The organism is Acinetobacter sp. NBRC 110496, assembly GCF_000876115.1.
In the GTDB taxonomy this organism is placed as follows: domain Bacteria; phylum Pseudomonadota; class Gammaproteobacteria; order Pseudomonadales; family Moraxellaceae; genus Acinetobacter.
The window spans coordinates 1-16394 of the sequence record NZ_BBTF01000067.1; the positions used below are offsets into that span (position 1 = coordinate 1).

14 protein-coding genes and 1 pseudogene are annotated in these 16394 nt (G+C 40.5%); 8 read left to right on the forward strand and 7 right to left on the reverse strand.

All coding sequences use genetic code 11. From position 1 onward, the window contains the following. Window positions 1-51 precede the first annotated feature (51 nt). The 3 genes from Aba26S_RS18685 to Aba26S_RS18695 all read right to left on the reverse strand — a co-directional run bounded on the left by Aba26S_RS18685 (window position 52) and on the right by Aba26S_RS18695 (window position 2365). Window positions 52-594, reverse strand: coding sequence for a gamma carbonic anhydrase family protein (locus Aba26S_RS18685; RefSeq protein ID WP_043974187.1), 543 nt, complete (start codon window positions 592-594; stop codon window positions 52-54). Window positions 595-684: 90 nt separating this feature from the next. Next, window positions 685-1833: a D-alanyl-D-alanine carboxypeptidase PBP5/6 gene (gene dacC, locus Aba26S_RS18690; RefSeq protein WP_043974190.1), complete on the reverse strand. Its 1149-nt coding sequence runs from the start codon at window positions 1831-1833 to the stop codon at window positions 685-687. A gap of 127 nt (window positions 1834-1960) precedes the next feature. Further along, on the reverse strand, window positions 1961-2365 hold the full coding sequence (locus tag Aba26S_RS18695) for an MCR_0457 family protein (RefSeq protein WP_005243001.1): 405 nt from the start codon (window positions 2363-2365) through the stop codon (window positions 1961-1963). Window positions 2366-2690: 325 nt separating this feature from the next. Between Aba26S_RS18695 and Aba26S_RS18700 the strand changes: the two genes are divergently transcribed. Further along, window positions 2691-3053 carry a glyoxalase/bleomycin resistance/dioxygenase family protein gene (locus Aba26S_RS18700; protein WP_043974193.1) on the forward strand — a complete coding sequence of 121 codons (363 nt, stop codon included), beginning with the start codon at window positions 2691-2693 and terminating at the stop codon, window positions 3051-3053. Window positions 3054-3177: 124 nt separating this feature from the next. On the opposite strand, the gene Aba26S_RS18705 is transcribed toward Aba26S_RS18700, so the two are convergent. Then, the gene (locus tag Aba26S_RS18705) at window positions 3178-3552 is read right to left on the reverse strand and encodes an MCR_0457 family protein (protein WP_005271840.1); all 375 of its coding nucleotides are present in this window, start codon (window positions 3550-3552) and stop codon (window positions 3178-3180) included. Window positions 3553-3654: 102 nt separating this feature from the next. On the opposite strand from Aba26S_RS18705, the gene surE reads away from it, so the two are divergent. The 3 genes from surE (at window position 3655) to Aba26S_RS18720 (ending at window position 6427) form a co-directional block, all read left to right on the forward strand. Further along, window positions 3655-4425, forward strand: coding sequence for a 5'/3'-nucleotidase SurE (gene surE, locus Aba26S_RS18710; RefSeq protein ID WP_043974200.1), 771 nt, complete (start codon window positions 3655-3657; stop codon window positions 4423-4425). Between the two features lie 110 nt (window positions 4426-4535). Continuing rightward, window positions 4536-5360: a peptidoglycan DD-metalloendopeptidase family protein gene (locus Aba26S_RS18715; protein WP_005242996.1), complete on the forward strand. Its 825-nt coding sequence runs from the start codon at window positions 4536-4538 to the stop codon at window positions 5358-5360. A gap of 137 nt (window positions 5361-5497) precedes the next feature. Beyond that, the gene (locus tag Aba26S_RS18720; RefSeq protein WP_005242995.1) at window positions 5498-6427 is read left to right on the forward strand and encodes a LysR family transcriptional regulator; all 930 of its coding nucleotides are present in this window, start codon (window positions 5498-5500) and stop codon (window positions 6425-6427) included. Between the two features lie 42 nt (window positions 6428-6469). Here Aba26S_RS18720 and Aba26S_RS18725 read toward each other — a convergent pair whose 3' ends face one another. Continuing rightward, window positions 6470-9106, reverse strand: a complete 2637-nt coding sequence (locus Aba26S_RS18725) for a Lon protease family protein (protein WP_043974195.1) — start codon at window positions 9104-9106, stop codon at window positions 6470-6472. A 186-nt stretch (window positions 9107-9292) separates the two neighbouring features. On the opposite strand from Aba26S_RS18725, the gene Aba26S_RS18730 reads away from it, so the two are divergent. From Aba26S_RS18730 to rpmE, 4 genes are all read left to right on the forward strand, one after another. Beyond that, complete coding sequence (locus tag Aba26S_RS18730; RefSeq protein ID WP_005242992.1) at window positions 9293-11464, forward strand: MFS transporter; 2172 nt, start codon at window positions 9293-9295, stop codon at window positions 11462-11464. 2 nt (window positions 11465-11466) lie between these two features. Further along, window positions 11467-11868 carry a lactoylglutathione lyase gene (gloA, locus tag Aba26S_RS18735; protein ID WP_005271831.1) on the forward strand — a complete coding sequence of 134 codons (402 nt, stop codon included), beginning with the start codon at window positions 11467-11469 and terminating at the stop codon, window positions 11866-11868. A gap of 137 nt (window positions 11869-12005) precedes the next feature. Further along, complete coding sequence (locus tag Aba26S_RS18740; RefSeq protein ID WP_005242989.1) at window positions 12006-12974, forward strand: bile acid:sodium symporter family protein; 969 nt, start codon at window positions 12006-12008, stop codon at window positions 12972-12974. Window positions 12975-13171: 197 nt separating this feature from the next. Then, window positions 13172-13396, forward strand: coding sequence for a 50S ribosomal protein L31 (gene rpmE / locus Aba26S_RS18745; RefSeq protein ID WP_004652835.1), 225 nt, complete (start codon window positions 13172-13174; stop codon window positions 13394-13396). A gap of 104 nt (window positions 13397-13500) precedes the next feature. Here rpmE and Aba26S_RS18750 read toward each other — a convergent pair whose 3' ends face one another. Both Aba26S_RS18750 and Aba26S_RS18755 read right to left on the reverse strand, forming a co-directional pair. Continuing rightward, the gene (locus tag Aba26S_RS18750; RefSeq protein WP_043974198.1) at window positions 13501-15594 is read right to left on the reverse strand and encodes an EAL domain-containing protein; all 2094 of its coding nucleotides are present in this window, start codon (window positions 15592-15594) and stop codon (window positions 13501-13503) included. Then, window positions 15576-16394, reverse strand: a pseudogene (locus Aba26S_RS18755) (GTPase); the annotation flags it as partial. The pseudogene Aba26S_RS18755 and the gene Aba26S_RS18750, both read right to left, overlap by 19 nt.

Genomic DNA, 16394 nt, shown 5'->3' on the forward strand with positions numbered 1-16394 from the left:
TTATTTATATTTGATCAGCATTTAATAGAGTATTAAATGCTGATTTTCAAATTAATGCTCTTGATTGAGATAATTATCCTTCACTTTCACATAATGACGTGCTGAGTAAGGTAAAAATTCCATTTCTTTTTCGGTCAATGCGCGAACTTGCTGAACTGGACTACCGACATAGAGATAACCACTTTTTAACACTTTGCGTGGAGGAACCAGACTGCCTGCGCCAATCATCACATCATCTTCAATTATCACATCATCTAATACCACGGTATTAATCCCGATTAAGACACGATTGCCAATGCTACAGCCATGTAAAGTCACATGATGCCCAACTGTCACATCTTCACCAATCACCAGTGGAGAGCCATTCGGTTTAGATTGATTTTTATGGCTGACATGCAACATACAATGATCTTGTACATTGCTGTTTTTACCAATTTGAATTGAATTCACATCACCACGAATCACCGCAAAAGGCCAAACTGAAACATTCTCTGCTAATTTGACATCACCAATGACCACTGACATGCCATCGACGTAGCAGCTTGGATCAACATCAGGTTTTTGGTCTAGATAAGGGCGAATGTTATTTGGCATAGTTGCTTTCAATCGAAAATTTAAAGCCATTATAAAATAAAAAAGCATTCATACCCAAGGGCATGAATGCTGAATTAACTTAGTTTAAAATTAAAATAAGTTACTGAAAAACATTTTGATATGATCAAAGATACGTGCAAAGAAACCAGCTTCTTCAACAGGTTTTAATGCCACAAGTGGTTTTTCAGCAATCACTTTACCATCAAGGCTTGCGACTAATTTACCAACCACTTGACCTTTGGCTAAAGGTGCATTGAGTTTCGGTTGAACTACAAGCTGAGTCTTGATTTTGTCAGCTTGGCCTTTAGGCATAGTGACGTTGAAGTTTTCAGCTAAGCCAATTTGAACTTCATCTTGTTTACCAAACCATACTTTTGCTTTAGCAAGTACTTGGTTGGCAGGTTGAACGTTTGCCGTTTCAAAGTTGGCAAAGCCCCAAGCCAATAAAGTACGGGTTTGGCTGGCACGTTCATTCATGCTTGGTGTACCAAAGATCACCGAGATTAAACGCATTGGACCACGTTTACTTGAGGTGGTTAAGCAGAAACCAGCTTCATTGGTATGACCTGTTTTTAAGCCATCAACACTTGGATCGGTATAAAGCAGGGCATTACGGTTACCTTGTTTAATCCCGTTAAAGGTAAATTCTTTTTCAGAATAGATTGGGTAGTACTTCGAGCTGTCTTTAATGATGTGCTGGGCAAGAATTGCCATATCTTTTGCAGTTGAATAATGACCTTCAGCTGGCATACCTGTTGAGTTGATAAAATGTGTATTTACCATACCCACACGTTTTGCTTCTTGATTCATCATGTGAGCAAAAGTGCCTTCGTTGCCCGCAACGTGTTCTGCCATTGCTTTTGATGCATCATTGCCTGATTGGATAATGATACCACGTAGCATTTCCAAAACTGTCGCTGTGCCATTTAATGGAACATACATACATGATTCAGAACTGCTGCCACGACACCACGCAGATTCGTTCATGCGGACTTGTTCGTTTTCAGTCAATTCACCTTTTAAAAGCTTCTGCTCAATGATGTAGCTTGTCATCATTTTTGTCATTGAAGCAGGTGCAAGTTTTTCATTTTCATTTTTTGCAGCGAGAATCTGTCCGGTCTCGTAATCCATAAGTACATAGGATTTATTATTTAATTCTGGTGGAGCGGATAGGACAGTTGCTGCATATGAAAAGCTTGGCAAAAGGAGTAATGCAGCAAGAGCGCTTTTGTGAGTCATTCTAGGTGGTTCCAATATCTTGTATGAAGCAGACGAGCCTAGCATTTTAGGACAAAGCAAAGCCGACTTCTACGGGAGAAATCGGCTTTTTCATACAGTATTGTAACCTGACGCTTAATTGGTCGGATTATTTCGAATAATAATTACGAACATCATCGCAAATTTGACGGTTGTCATTGTCAGAAGCAGCTTTGGCATCAGCACGCGCTTCTTTTAAGGCTTCTTGGAAATCTTTGCCTTTCACACGCTTGTTTAGGGTTTCGACAGCTTTAGCATCGTTATTTAAATAGGCTTTGACTAAATTGTCATAGGCTTTATTAAATTTTAAATCTTTGCCAATTAAACTTGGGCAAATTTCAGATAGGACATAGATTGCCGCAAGTTCTTGCTTGGTCACACTATCAGAGGTAGGTGTTACTTCAATCTTTTCTGCTTCAGCGGCTTTTTTATCTGCTGCAAAGGCTGTAGGAGCTAAAGCGCTCGAAGCGATGAGCAATGATAAACCTAGTGTTTTAAAAACATTTTTCTTCATAAGAAATCAAACTCAAAACAAGACTTAAAGAATTTGAATAACTTATAGCATAAAAGCATGTTAAAAAATGTATGTTTGCTGTAGGAAGCGTAGAGAAAGTGTGGCTTTCAATCTTCAAAATATAAAATTTGGTTAGTGTGATAAGGAGAGATACCCCTTTGGCTTGACATCCTTGTTTGTACATAACATGCTTAAAAAATAAGCTAAAGTGATTGGTCCGAGTGTGGCTAGTGGTATGCTTAAAGTCGCTTGAGCAGTAGCAAAAATGAGCAGGGTAAATAAAAGTACGAGAAAATAAAAAATTACATGGAAAAGGAGCTGGAAAATGAAGGCAAAATTCACTGGTGGTGTTGATATCGCCCTTAAACTTCCACCACACCAATTTGAAGCCACGGTTATATTTTATCGTGACGTAATTGGGCTTAAACAAATTACAGAAAAAGCACCTGATATTGGCTTTGAACTTGGTCCAGTCAAATTGTGGCTAGCGCCAGCGCCAGAAATGAGTCAAGCTGAGCTTTGGCTGGAATTGTTTACGGATAATTTTCCTGAGGCTGCTCAATATTTAAATACACAAGGGGTGATCCGTTGTGATGCAATTGAACCGTTGCCAGAAGGATTTCGAGGAGGGTGGATTACAAGCCCAGCCAATATTATTCATATGGTTCGAGAACCCGATGCTTGGTAATAATTTATATTGCTTAAATTTGAAAAAAATGTGCAGGGCGATTGAGGGGCTATTAGATGCGTTATACAGCTTGTGTGGTTTTAAACAGTTCTGTGTAAAACCACAGCAAAATCTTGAAAACAGTTTAGCCTTCGAAATTGAGTACGTCTTCACATACTGATTTTTGTTCAGCCTTGTCCACTTCAGAGGCGGCTTCGCGTGCTTCTTTAAGTAGGCTTTTAAATTCTCCATCTTTTTGTAGACTGTCTAAAGATGCAGATTTGTCTGAGTAATTACTTAAATATGACCCCAGCATTTTTTTGATGTTCTGGTCAAATTTAGCATTCTTGCCAATCAGATTAGGGCACATTTCAATAAGGACTTGTGCATTGGCAATGTCATCTTTAATTAATGCATCCGCTTCTTTTGCTGAAACTGCTTCGTCTGCAAAAACAGCGGGTGCTGTTAAAAGTGTGAAACTTACCCCAAAAATTCGAATAAAATTAGATAAATGTCTCATGGCTGTATAAATTTCTAATACTATGAAGCCATAAATATATATAATTCAAGGAATAATTCAATTGAAAAAACTGCCTAGTAACATTGAAGAGATTTGATTTTAGTGAATATTTTGATCGCGAATGATGATGGTGTATTTGCACCAGGATTACAGGCTTTAGCGCAAGCGTTAAAGCCATTAGGCCGAGTGGTTGTGGTCGCTCCTGAAAGTGAGCGAAGCGGTTACTCGAGTGCTTTGACCTTAGACCGTCCCTTACGTCCTATCCAGATTTCTGAAGATGTCTGGGCAGTTAATGGAACACCTGCGGACTGTGTTTATTTATCAATGAACGGTCTTTTTGATTTTGAATTCGATCTGGTGGTCAGTGGCATCAACAGCGGGGCAAATCTGGGCGATGATGTTCTATATTCAGGTACGGTCGGTGCGGCTTTTGAAGGGCGTTTAATGAAACATCCAGCAATTGCCGTGTCGCTGGCGGGATCCAATGTTCGTGCTTATGAACATCCACAGCATTATGCAGTAGCGGCAAAATGGGTCCATGACTTTATTGCTAAAGGTCTGCCCGCGCTGCCACCACGTCACATCTTCAATATTAATATTCCGGATATTGAACAGATCAAAGGGGCGCAGGTCACCTATCAGGGTCGCCGTGCACAATCAAAGCCGATTAGTAGTCATGTCGACCCACGTGGACGTCAAGTGTATTGGATTGGTTTAGCTGGAGAGGCAATTACTGACCCACAAGCAGGATCGAGTGAAATCCAGTCCGATTTTTTTGCTGTTTCAAATGGCTATGTCAGTATTACACCGATCCAGATGGACGCAACCAACTATGCGGTACTTGAAAATTTACATGCTCATGTAAATGGTTAGCCCTATGAATGTTATAAGTTTGTGAATATAGAAAGTGAGAACTCGTTTTTTCTCACTTTTTTGATACTCTTAGGCGCAAAGTAAATAAGGTTTTTTCGATGAGGGCGAAGATGCACTTAAACCATGTCTCGGTTTTTCTATCACAGAAGATGATTAAAACAATCGTTTTGTCTATGGCGGTTGCTACAGTGGCAGTTATGACAGGTTGTGCATCTAAACCGCAAGTAAATAGTGGAACACGTTATGTGCAAGCACCGAATTATTATACCGTACGCTCGGGTGATACACTAAGTGCAATCTCAAACCGTTATGGTCTGAACTATTTGGATGTTGCTGCACTGAATGGAATTGCACCGCCTTATCGAATTTATGTCAATCAGTCTTTACGTTTAAAAGGTTCTGTGGCGCAGCGTACAACCTCTACACAAGCCATGACACAAACGGCACCTATTCAACGTCAAAGTATTAATTTGCCAACTCAGCAGCCAGTTGTGCCAAAAACACAACCTGTTATACCGAGACCCGTTGTTCCTGCTGTCCCAGTTAATCCATCAACAACTTTGGCTTCAAGTCTACGTTGGGTTAAACCATCGAATGGTCCAATCATTCAAACCTTTAATTTAGCGAGTAATGTGAAAGGGACGCGTTACGGTGGGAATGAAGGTGATCCAGTTTTTGCTGCAGCAAATGGACAAGTTGTATACGCCGCAGATGGGCTTAAAGAATACGGTAATCTGGTTTTGGTAAAGCATATTGATGGTTACATCACCGCCTATGCGCATAACAGTAAAATGTTAGTGAAGAGTGGTGACACAGTGACTGCGGGACAGAAAATCGCAGAAATGGGATCATCAGGTGCATCACGTGTCATGTTAGAGTTTCAAGTTCGTTTAGATGGTAAACCTGTGAATCCTGTCACAGTTTTACCAAATTAACGTTAAGATTATTAATAATCATTCAATAATTTATTAATAATCCTCTAGTGCATAAATAGACTTCCTTGTATACTAAATTGAGATTGCTTTCATTAGAACAATAAGCATATTAATAAATTAAGGTAAGAGGGAAGTCTATGCTAGATCAATTGCGTGCAATGGGGGTTTTCGCCTGTGTTGTGGAAAGAAGCTCTTTCAGTGGTGCAGCACGAGAGTTAGGAATCACAACCAGCGCAGTTAGCCAACAAATCCGTTCTTTAGAGCAAGAAATGGATGTTACCTTACTTCATCGCTCAACTCGAAAACTGAGCCTTACAGAGGCTGGGCAAGCATTCTTTTTAAGTTGCCAAGAAATGTTAGCTGCGGCTGAACGCGGCAAAATCCGAATTAATGAATTACGTGATGATCTGGTTGGAGATCTGCGTATTGCGACCACACCTGAACTTGGTGCATTGCATATTATTCCTGCACTTTCTCATTGGATGTCAGCACATAAGGGCTTAGCCATTCATTTTGAAGCGGATCATCGTTATATCGATCTCATTGAAGAGCGTATTGATATTGCGATTCGAATGAGCTTGAAAGTGGATGATCATCAACTGACGGCTGTGCCTTTGGCGAGGGTTGATCAGGTATTGGTTGCTTCCCCAAGTTATTTGAATCAAGCTCAACCGATTACGCGTCCTGAAGATCTACGTCACCATGAATTACTTCCAATTACGCTCATGCAGAATTATCAGCATTTTGGATTTCGACATGGAACCAGTGGTGAAGTGGTGAATGTCGATATGAAGTCACGTTTAGGAACCAATAATGTCTTTGTTGCTAAGTCATTATGCCAACAAGGACACGGAATTGCCCGTATTTTATATATGGATATTCAAAAGGAATTGGTGAGTGGCTCTTTGGTTGAAGTGTTACCTGATTGGCAGTTACCTGCGTATACCTTACACGCGTTAACATCCAAACGTGAACAATATCCAATGAAAGTACATCGCTGTATTGATGCACTGAAGCAATATTTTGCTCAGTTACCTGGTGGACGTTCCTTGCAGGGCGTAGCCTGATTCATAAAAAAGCCATGTTCCCAAAGGAACATGGCTTTTTCTTTATTTCTTTTTCCGTTTCTTTGAGTTGATTGGCTTTAAGCTTTTTGCTTCAGCTACTGTTTCTTCAGTGTTTTTCGCTGTAAGCTCATCTTTTTTGGTCTTCTTACGCTTTTTCTTTTTCTTGGGTTCCTCATCTTCAACGGCCTCGCCATCTTCGATTGCTTGCCAGTATTCAAGCTGTTCCATCACTGCAGCATAGATCGAGTTTTTGGTATAGCGGCCTTTCTTATCGAGCGTCCCGACTGGGCGTGCCATTAGAATTTCTAAAGCTTGGTCAATGGTATCAATCGCATGGACATGGAATTGACCAGTTTGTACTGCATCGCTCACATCTTGGCGTAGCATTAAGTGCTGCATATTTTGACGTGGAATGATAACGCCTTGTTTGCCTGTTAAGCCTTGAAGCTTACATGCATCGTAAAAGCCTTCAATTTTTGCATTGACGCCACCAATCGGCTGTACTTGGCCCAATTGATTCATCGAGCCTGTAATTGCCCAGGATTGATCAATCGGAATTTGACAGATTGCAGAGATCAGGGCTGAAAGTTCTGCAACAGTTGCACTATCGCCATCGACTTGTCCGTAACTTTGTTCAAAAGCTAAAGCGGCGGAGAAGTGCAGGATTTGTTCACGACCAAAGTGAGCCTTTAAAAAGCTCGACATCAATAACACGCCTTTGGCATGTAGGGAACCGCCAAGCTCAACACTGCGTTCAATATCCAGAATATCACCACCGCCTTGATACACTGATGCAGTCAGGCGAGACGGTAGGCCAAATTCAACATCAGCGTAATGAATCACGGATAGGGCATTGATTTGACCGAGACGGTGTCCTGAGGTTTCAATTAATTGAGTTCCGCGAGAAAGATCCTGCCAATACAGTTCTCTTAAATAGCCTAAGCGATATTGACGGTGATGTAATGCTTGATTGACATGCTGGTCAGTGACGATCTTGTCATCTGCTTTAAATGCATGATGGTGTGCTTCACGAATAAGATCACCTAAGGTTGATGCATGTAGCGACAATGAACTTTGATCTTCCGCCTGACGGCTGGAATCAGTTAACAAAGCTGCGAGTGCAGAACGATCAAAGGGAAGCAACTTGTCAGCTTGAACATAATCTGCAATCAGCTGCATATAGGCCTGCTCATTACTGTCATTACGTTGTAATGTGTCGGTGAAGTCGGCGCGAATTTTAAAGACACTGCCTAATTCTGGTTCAACTTCCAGAATTTCATAATAAATTTCAGGTTCTGCAAGTAAAACCACTTTAATATCAAGTGGAACGGATGCTGGTTCAATAGAAATGCTACCTGTTAAGGTCAGCATGTGTTCGAGTGATGATAGTTTGAGTTGTCCCGATTTTAAAGCGCGTTTTAGACCTTGCCAGGCATAAGGCTGTTCAAGCAGTTGCTCTGCTTCAAGCATTAAAAAGCCCCCGTTGGCTTGATGTAAAGAACCAGGGCGAATCAAAGTAAAGTCGGTGGTGATGGTTCCGTTATGCGTGAGTTGTTCAACATGGCCCAATAGGTTGTAATGCGTCGGGAAATCTTCAAAAATAACTGGCGCACCGCTATTGGGTTTGTTGGCAACAATCACATTGGCCTGATAGCGTGAAGGAACACGGTTAAACAAAGCAGGGGTAAAGTCATCTTCTTCTTGTTCTAGAATCAGCTCTACATTTTCAATGATATCTTCAGCATAATGTTTTAAATATAAGTCGAGACCTTTGACGTCTTTGTTTTTATTTAGGATCGATTCTACACGTGGCATGACGACCTGAGTAGCGATGTCGCGATTTAAACTTGAAACCTGATCCCGTGCGTCATCTTCTAAATCACCCAGATGCAGACCCAGGCGTTCGAGTTTTTTCTCCATATAACGAACATTGGCATTGATTTCAGCGCGTTCTTTACTGCCAAGTGCATTCAGTTCATTTTGACTTAACTCGTGATATTCATCGTTGCGGAGTTGCATCGGGATGAATGTATGTTTGTCATTACGAGAAACCAGTTTCAAATCGAGTTCTTCGCCTTCTTTGGTTAACTCGACTAAAGCCTTTTGCTGTACATCACCAGTATCCTGACGGATACGTTCAATGCGATTGTGATAACTTTCAGCGCTAAAACGACGCTCTAGTTGCTTTAAAATGATTTGCCATGCTTGTTGCAAAGCATTTTGAAATTTAGTGCCTTGTCCTGCGGGAAAGCGTAATGCAATCGGTTGTCTTGGATTTTTGAAGTTGTTGACATATACCCAATCATTCGGTGTTGGCATGGTTTTCGCGTGTTGCTGGAGTAAACGTTTGATCATAGTACGTTTACCTAATCCTGCAGTCCCAACCGCAAAAATGTTGTAGCCTGAGTATGGTAGAGAAATACCAGCTTCAACAGAAGCACGTGCGCGGTCTTGCCCTAAAAAATTATTCAGTGGTTTGATTCGTTTAGTTGAACTCGGAATTTCTGCGAGGTCTGGAATATGCGTCAGTTGATCGGCACGTAAAGCGGTTTTAATCAGTGTTGCTTGTATTTCCGTCTGCTCAAAGGCACTTGGTAAAGAGTTTATATTTGCGTTAATAGTGTTTGTTGGTGTTAAAGATAAAGTTGTTGCAGTCATTTGATCGAGTTTTTGGGTCACTGTTGCTATCCAACAAATAAACTAAAGTTGAGTAATTAAAGGTATACAGTTTTAACCCTAAAGATCAAGCGAACTTGTGTTTTTTATCGACATAACAAAAGAATGATTGCATAAAGCAACTTGCAAGAGAGGGCAAGAAACGATTGAATAAGCACATTCACGCATGTTCATGGAAAATAATAACCAATGACCACTCAAGCCTCTGGTTGGGCGTCGGCATTTAAAGCATTTTTAGATCGCCGTGCGCTGATTATGTTATTTCTTGGTTTCTCGGCAGGGATTCCAATTTTATTGATTTTTTCTAGCTTGTCATTATGGCTAGGTGAGGCTGGTATTGATAAAAGTGCAGTCACTTTTTTTAGTTGGGCAGCACTCGGTTATTCCTTTAAATTTGTGTGGGCACCACTCATTGATGAGCTGCCTGTACCCTTTTTGACCAAAAGTTTAGGTCGACGTCGCGCCTGGTTGTTAATTGCGCAGTGTTTAATTATTTGTGCGATTTGTATCATGGCCTTTTCTGATCCAGCGCTTGGAAAAAGTTATCTGGTTCAGATGGCGGCAGGTGCAGTCTTATTGGGTTTCTCTGCAGCTACACAAGATATTGTGATTGATGCTTACCGTATTGAGCTGGCTGAGACGGAAATGCAAACGGTTTTAGCTTCGACTTACAATGCCGGTTATCGGATTGGGATGATCGTTGCAGGGGCAGGTGCTTTGTTCTTGGCAGCCTATTTAGGCACAGCAAAAGGCAATTATATTTACGAAGCTTGGAAATATACTTATTTAACCATGGCAGCAGTGATGGTGGTCGGTATTATCACGACCTTATGTGTACGTGAACCCCAAGTAAATCGTGTTTATAAGCAGTATAAAACTACAGACTATTACCGTTTGGTATTTGTATTCTTTATTGCCGTTGTAACTTTTGTGCTCAGCTATATCTATTCAGGTAATGTGACCGATGCAATCGCAAAATCAGCAGCAATCAAAGACACTGCAACCTTGTTTGGTTTAGAAGCATTACGCTTTTTAACGGCCACCACAATTGCCTTATTGGCCGGTTTTGGACTGGTCAAGATGGGGGTGGTCAATCAGCAGATGGCGAAAGAAACATGGGTTGCGCCGATTTTAGATTTCTTTAAACGCTATGGGGTAAAACTGGCTTTAGTTTTATTGCTGTTGATTGGATTTTTCCGTATTTCTGACATTATTGCAGGGGTAATTTCCAATGTGTTCTATCAAGATCTGAATTTTAGTAAAGAGCAGATTGCTGAAGCGGTTAAAATTTACGGTGTACTTTTTAGTCTGGTTGGTGGTTTCCTGGGCGGTTTGCTGGCGCAGCGTATGAACATTATGAAATTGATGTTTGTCGGTGCGGTTTTAGCTAGTTCAACGAATTTGATTTTTATTGGTCTAGTCAAATCGGGCAAGCCACTTGATCAGGTTGAAGTTCAGGTCGGAGATCAGCACTATAAGGTACAGCCGGATGAGGTTGGGTATTGGAAGCTGCAAGTACCTAACGAAGTCTTATTAAAAGCACACCAAGTACAGGTGAGCACCCAATATCAGAATCAGGCAGCGTCTAAAATTCAGTTAGAAGTGCCATATTTAACTCATAAGCAACAACCTGAGATTCAAATATTGCCGATTAACAATGATGATCAATTAACACTGAAAGAACTTAAACAAAGTTTAGTGATCAAAGGTCAGCTCGCAGGGGTGAAAGCGGAAGAGTTAGATGCAGAACGTCCTGTGATTTTAAAGTTGGATGGGCAGGAGTTTACCGCAAAAATTGACCAAAAGGGCTTGTTTACAGGGGCTATCGATGGAAAGTTATTACACGCTTCTCCGACTAAAACAGTCCAAGCTATGGCTAACTTAAAATCTCATACCGGGAAAGAAGTGTTAGCAATGCGACAATATCGTATCAATTCTGCTGCTCATGCGGACGTTTTAGATATTGATATTCAGCCTGTGGCTGTACTTGATCCAGCCCAGTCAGGCACTGTAGAGCTTTCTGGAAAGGTAATTAAAAGTTATAGCTCTTTATGGCTGTACTTTGCAATTATTATCGATAACCTGGCTTCAGGTCTGGCAGGTGCTGCTTTTATTGCCTTTTTATCTAGTTTAACCAGTGTGTCATTTACGGCAGTTCAATATGCAATTTTCAGTTCTCTGATGACACTCACACCTAAGTTATTGGGTGGATACTCTGGAACTATTGTTAGTAATATTGGTTATCCGAATTTCTTTTTAATGACGACTTTAATTGGGATTCCAATTTTATTTCTCGTGGTTTGGGTCGCGAAATTATTACGTGACCATGAAAACCGAACAACACAACAGACAGGTGAATAACTATGCGCATGTTACATACGATGCTACGAGTAGGTAATTTAGAACAATCTTTAAAGTTCTACACTGAGGTGCTTGGTATGAAATTGCTACGCCAGCGTGATTATGAAGAAGGGCGTTTTACGCTAGCTTTTGTGGGTTATGGTGATGAAGAAAATAACACGGTACTTGAGTTAACCCATAACTGGGATACCGCGAGTTATGATCTTGGCAACGCTTATGGCCATATTGCGATTGGTGTGGAAGATGCTTATAAAGCATGTGAAGAAATCAAGGCACGTGGTGGTAAAGTCGTGCGTGAAGCAGGCCCAATGAAAGGTGGTGTTACGGTAATTGCTTTTGTTGAAGATCCAGATGGTTATAAAGTTGAATTGATTCAACAGGATCAAAACGCGCGTAATAATTAGGCTTTGGTCTGGTCAGTCCAAGATTTCTGATCTAAAGCCCTAGCTTTATTTGTAGAGCCCAGTATGATGAGTCGATCAAATGGTCAACAACATCATATTGGGCTTTATAGTTATTCGTGAGTAGATAAGGATAGGTTATGTTGAAGCTATTGGCAGTGGATCGCTTTACAATATTATTAATTGCAATGGTCGTACTGGCGACTTTTTTACCCGTCTCTGGACAGGCTGCGCATTATTTTAATATGCTAACCACGGTTGCGATTGCCGTATTATTCTTTTTACATGGCGCCAAGTTATCACGTGAAGCTGTGATTGAAGGTATGCTGCATTGGAAAATGCATGCGCTCGTTTTTGCTTTTACTTTTCTAATTTTCCCTGCAATCGGATTGTTGGCGAAACCTGTGTTAGAACCGCTTTTAGGGCAACAATTGTATTGGGGTTTTCTGTTTATGTGCTTCTTGCCATCGACAGTGCAATCTTCGATTGCATTTACCTCGATGGCTAAAGGCAATGTTGCTGCTGCTGTTTGTAGTGCTTCTTTCTCAAATATTATCGGAATGTTTATTACTCCAATTTTGGTGAGCTACTTCATTTTGGGACAAAGCCAACATGGTTTTGATCCGACTAAATCTATTATCCAGATTACATTGCTGCTGCTGGTGCCTTTTGTTCTGGGGCAGTTACTGCGTCCTTATGTGTTTCCTTATATGGTTAAAGTCCCAAGTGTCGTTAAAGCTTTCGATCAGGGTTCGATCTTAATGGTGGTATATGGTGCATTTAGTAGTGCTGTAATTGCGGGGCTTTGGCATCAGGTCAGTGGTCTAACGTTATTATATTTGGTGCTGGCATGTTCGCTGCTGTTAACCATAGTCATGCTATTGGCTTTGTATTTACCTAAATGGCTGGGCTTTAATCATGCTGATCAAGTCACGATCTTCTTCTGTAGCTCCAAGAAAACCTTGGCGAGCGGGGTGCCAATGGCACAAATCCTGTTCATTGGACAGCCATTAGGGATGATAGTACTGCCAATTATGATTTTTCATCAAATTCAGTTAATGGTCTGTGGCATGATTGCGAATCATTGGTCAAAATCAAATCAGGAATAGTTCGCAAAAGTGAATTCTTTGGCGTATAATACTCGCCACTTGTTGGCTTTGCTCTGACCATAGAGTCTCGGTGAGTCAAAAGAAATGGTCTGTTGTGGTGTTGATCTGCAAGTGTGAAAACACTTTGCTTTCCTCAATTGAGAGTGATCAATTGCGATAACAGCTTAAGCCTTTCTTACTTAATAGGAGCATCGACCATGCGCGCCGATATTCACCCTAAATATGAAAAATTAGTTGCTACTTGTTCATGTGGTAACGTAATCGAAACTCGTTCTGCTCTTGGTAAAGAAACAATTTACCTTGACGTATGTTCAGCTTGCCACCCATTCTATACTGGTAAACAAAAGAATGTGGATACAGGCGGTCGTATCGACAAATTCAAACAACGTTTCTCTGGTATGTCACGTTCTATCAAACGTTAATACTAAGAAAGAAAAAAACGGGCAATATGCCCGTTTTTTTGTGTCTGTTAATTTTCCTTCTTTTGAAAAGGTGAGGAGCTATAAAGCTCCATAAGAAGGATTTTTTATTGATCTTGAACGTCCGTGAGACGATCGAGTTTCTTCTGGAAATAGTTACCTTGCAGGAAGCGAGCCTCAACATTCCATGCATTTGCAAATAAATTCATGTCATTCAGTTCCATCAAGAAAATTTCCACGGGTTTTTGACCGATAAAATGTAGGATTTTCTCTTGTAGGGTTGAGATGTCTTTATCTGAACTCAGCATTTTGGTGAGCTTGCTATGTAAATTGAGGTACTGTACATCAATTTGCTGTAGCATGCTGTCGCTGTACAGCGAGTCGCCAAAACCACGAATTGAAATTTCGGCACCATGTTGGCGTAGTAAGGCAATCTGTGGCTGTGCTTGAGAAAGATTCTGTTGCAGTGCCTGCTCTGAGAATTGCAAGATCAGTGGATGTGCTTGTTTACTACCAATAATGGTGAGTAGTTTTGCAACCAGCTCAGGCAGTTGCTTATCATTTAATAGTACCTGGTGATTCAGGTTAACAATCAGTTTTGCCTTAGGGTATTGGGTAATAAAATTGTGCAATTGTTTGCATGCTTCAACCAAAACCCAGCGATCAAGTTGAACAGAAAGCTCAGCATCATCTTTAAGATCAGCCAGATCACTTAGGTCTTGCCATTGATTGTTATAGATAAAGCCACCAGAAACTTCATACGTATGCGTGTGCTGATCTTGTTTATCATAAAGTTGCTGATATTTAAGATGGATATCACCCGCATCCAGTTTTTGTTTAAGCTCTTGTAGCAAGCTTAACTGTACTTTTGTTGGAATATGTTCGGTTGTCAAACCAATATCGGTATCAATTTTTGGACTGTTGAATACGGGTAAAGCTGTAGAGAATGCTTTGCTGAGAACTTGCTCAAACATGGCCTCATCTGGAATGGCTTGTGCAAGTTCGCAATATCCCAATTTTAGGTGTAAAGGGAAGGTGTAATTTGCTGTCGCTAAAAGTTGGGGTTTTTGCAAGCTATTTAAACCGATCAGCAGTGAATTTAAAACATTCTTAGATTCAGCTTGAAACAATGCAACGAAGAGTGTGCTATCGACTTGATAGACAGGAACACTCACTTGTTCTTTGATAAAGTTTTGGATATTGGCAAAATATGCTTTTGTTCCGCGCCAATCATTTTGGAAAACTTCATTTGGGCAGCTACTGAGACTAAATAGCACAATGGCATTGGCGTTGGCTGGATGATTGGTCAGTTGTCGATTGAGCTGTTGTAAAGCTGTGCCTAGAGTCGAGACTTTTTCAGATGAAACAGTCGCTGCTGGCGCTTGAGTTATCACCTGAGCAGATGTAGGGCACTCAATATTGAGTTGAATTTCCTCTTCATTGCCTGAAGGCAGAAACTCTAGGTGTAATGGATTATTCTTTACGGTTGAGTTTTGAGTGCGAAGTTCAAAGCGCCCTTGCTCAAATTGTCCTTGAGAGATCTTTTTAAAGCGGAGCTTAAATTGCCCTAAATCTTCGGGTTGTAACACATCAAGAATTGGCAAGCCAATCAATTCATCCACATTGCTAAAACCAAATAGGTTGGCATATTCAGTATTGGCACTGATATGAATACCTTCCTGTAAAATGGCAACTGCTTTATGTGTTTCTGCAACCAAAGATTGTGCTTGCGATTGAGCGGCTTCCAACTCATTGAGCAAGCGGTGCTCGGCCTGCACCAAACGACTATAAGACAGGGCACGGATCATATTAATATAAAACGTTTCAGGTGTTTTTAAATTCACTACATCATAGATTCCTTTATGAATATAGCTCTGGTATTGATCAGTATCAAAGTCATCTGGTTCAAATAGTAAAACTGGTAAACTGGGTTGGGATGATGCCTGTATTAAGGAAAGCGTTTGCTCGATTTTTAGGTCATAGGCACGACCAAAAATCACAATATCCCAAGGTAGATTGAGCTGCTTTTCAAATGTCTTAAGATCATCTAGCAAAGTGGCTTTAATTTGATGATCTTGTGCTTTAAAAATTGTCGCAATTTGATTATAACGAAGCTGGTTGTCGTCAATAATCAGTAAGCGTGTTTCAGTGCGTTTTAGTTTTTTAGAGAGTAAAGAATTTCTCACTTCAATGCTTCCCATAAATCTTGATCAATTGTGTCCATATTTTTTTGAGCCATATATTTTTGCAGAACAGGAAGTTCTTCTTCATTTAACAGTTCAAACTCAAATTGAACAAAACTCTGGGTAATTAATTGTGCGTTTAATAAATACACTTTGACTTCCTCTTTCCCCAATCTTAAATGAACAGCTTGGTGTTCTCTAAAAATCTGTGAACCTGGCAAAATTAATGTAGTTTTTGTTTCATCCAGATTTTGATTTTTTAATAAAAGTGTTGGATGATAATTGCTGATATGTCGATCTGCTTGTAAACGAACTGCACAAGGAAAAATCTCCTGTGCCAATACTTCCAAACCGAGTTCTAAACTTTTTTCGGTTGATTGTTTGAGCCAACGAATTACTCCTCCACGCCAATGCCCATGTGATGTTTCTTTAACTAAAATATACTCGCCTGTTCTAAGATTTTTTGGTGCTTCTCCTGACCATTTAATACGATAACCATTGACGCTGATATCCAGAATGTCAGCCTGATATACTGCTTTACTTTCGCGGCTTAGACGTTGAATTGCTGATTCCTGGTTGTCTGATGTGCTTTTTTTGTCCCATGCGGACATAAACTTCGATTCATTTTGCAGACCGTAGCTATGATCTAGCAATAAAGTTTCTGAAAAGTTTTTGGCTTTTGAAAGATAAAAATGCGCTGTAAGCAAGCCAAAGCAGATATGCAGTTGCGCGGAATACTCATAACGTTCATGACGGCGTTCCGCTGTTGTACCTAAAATAGTTTGCACATGGAACTTTAGTGCAGGAGTTAAATAAAT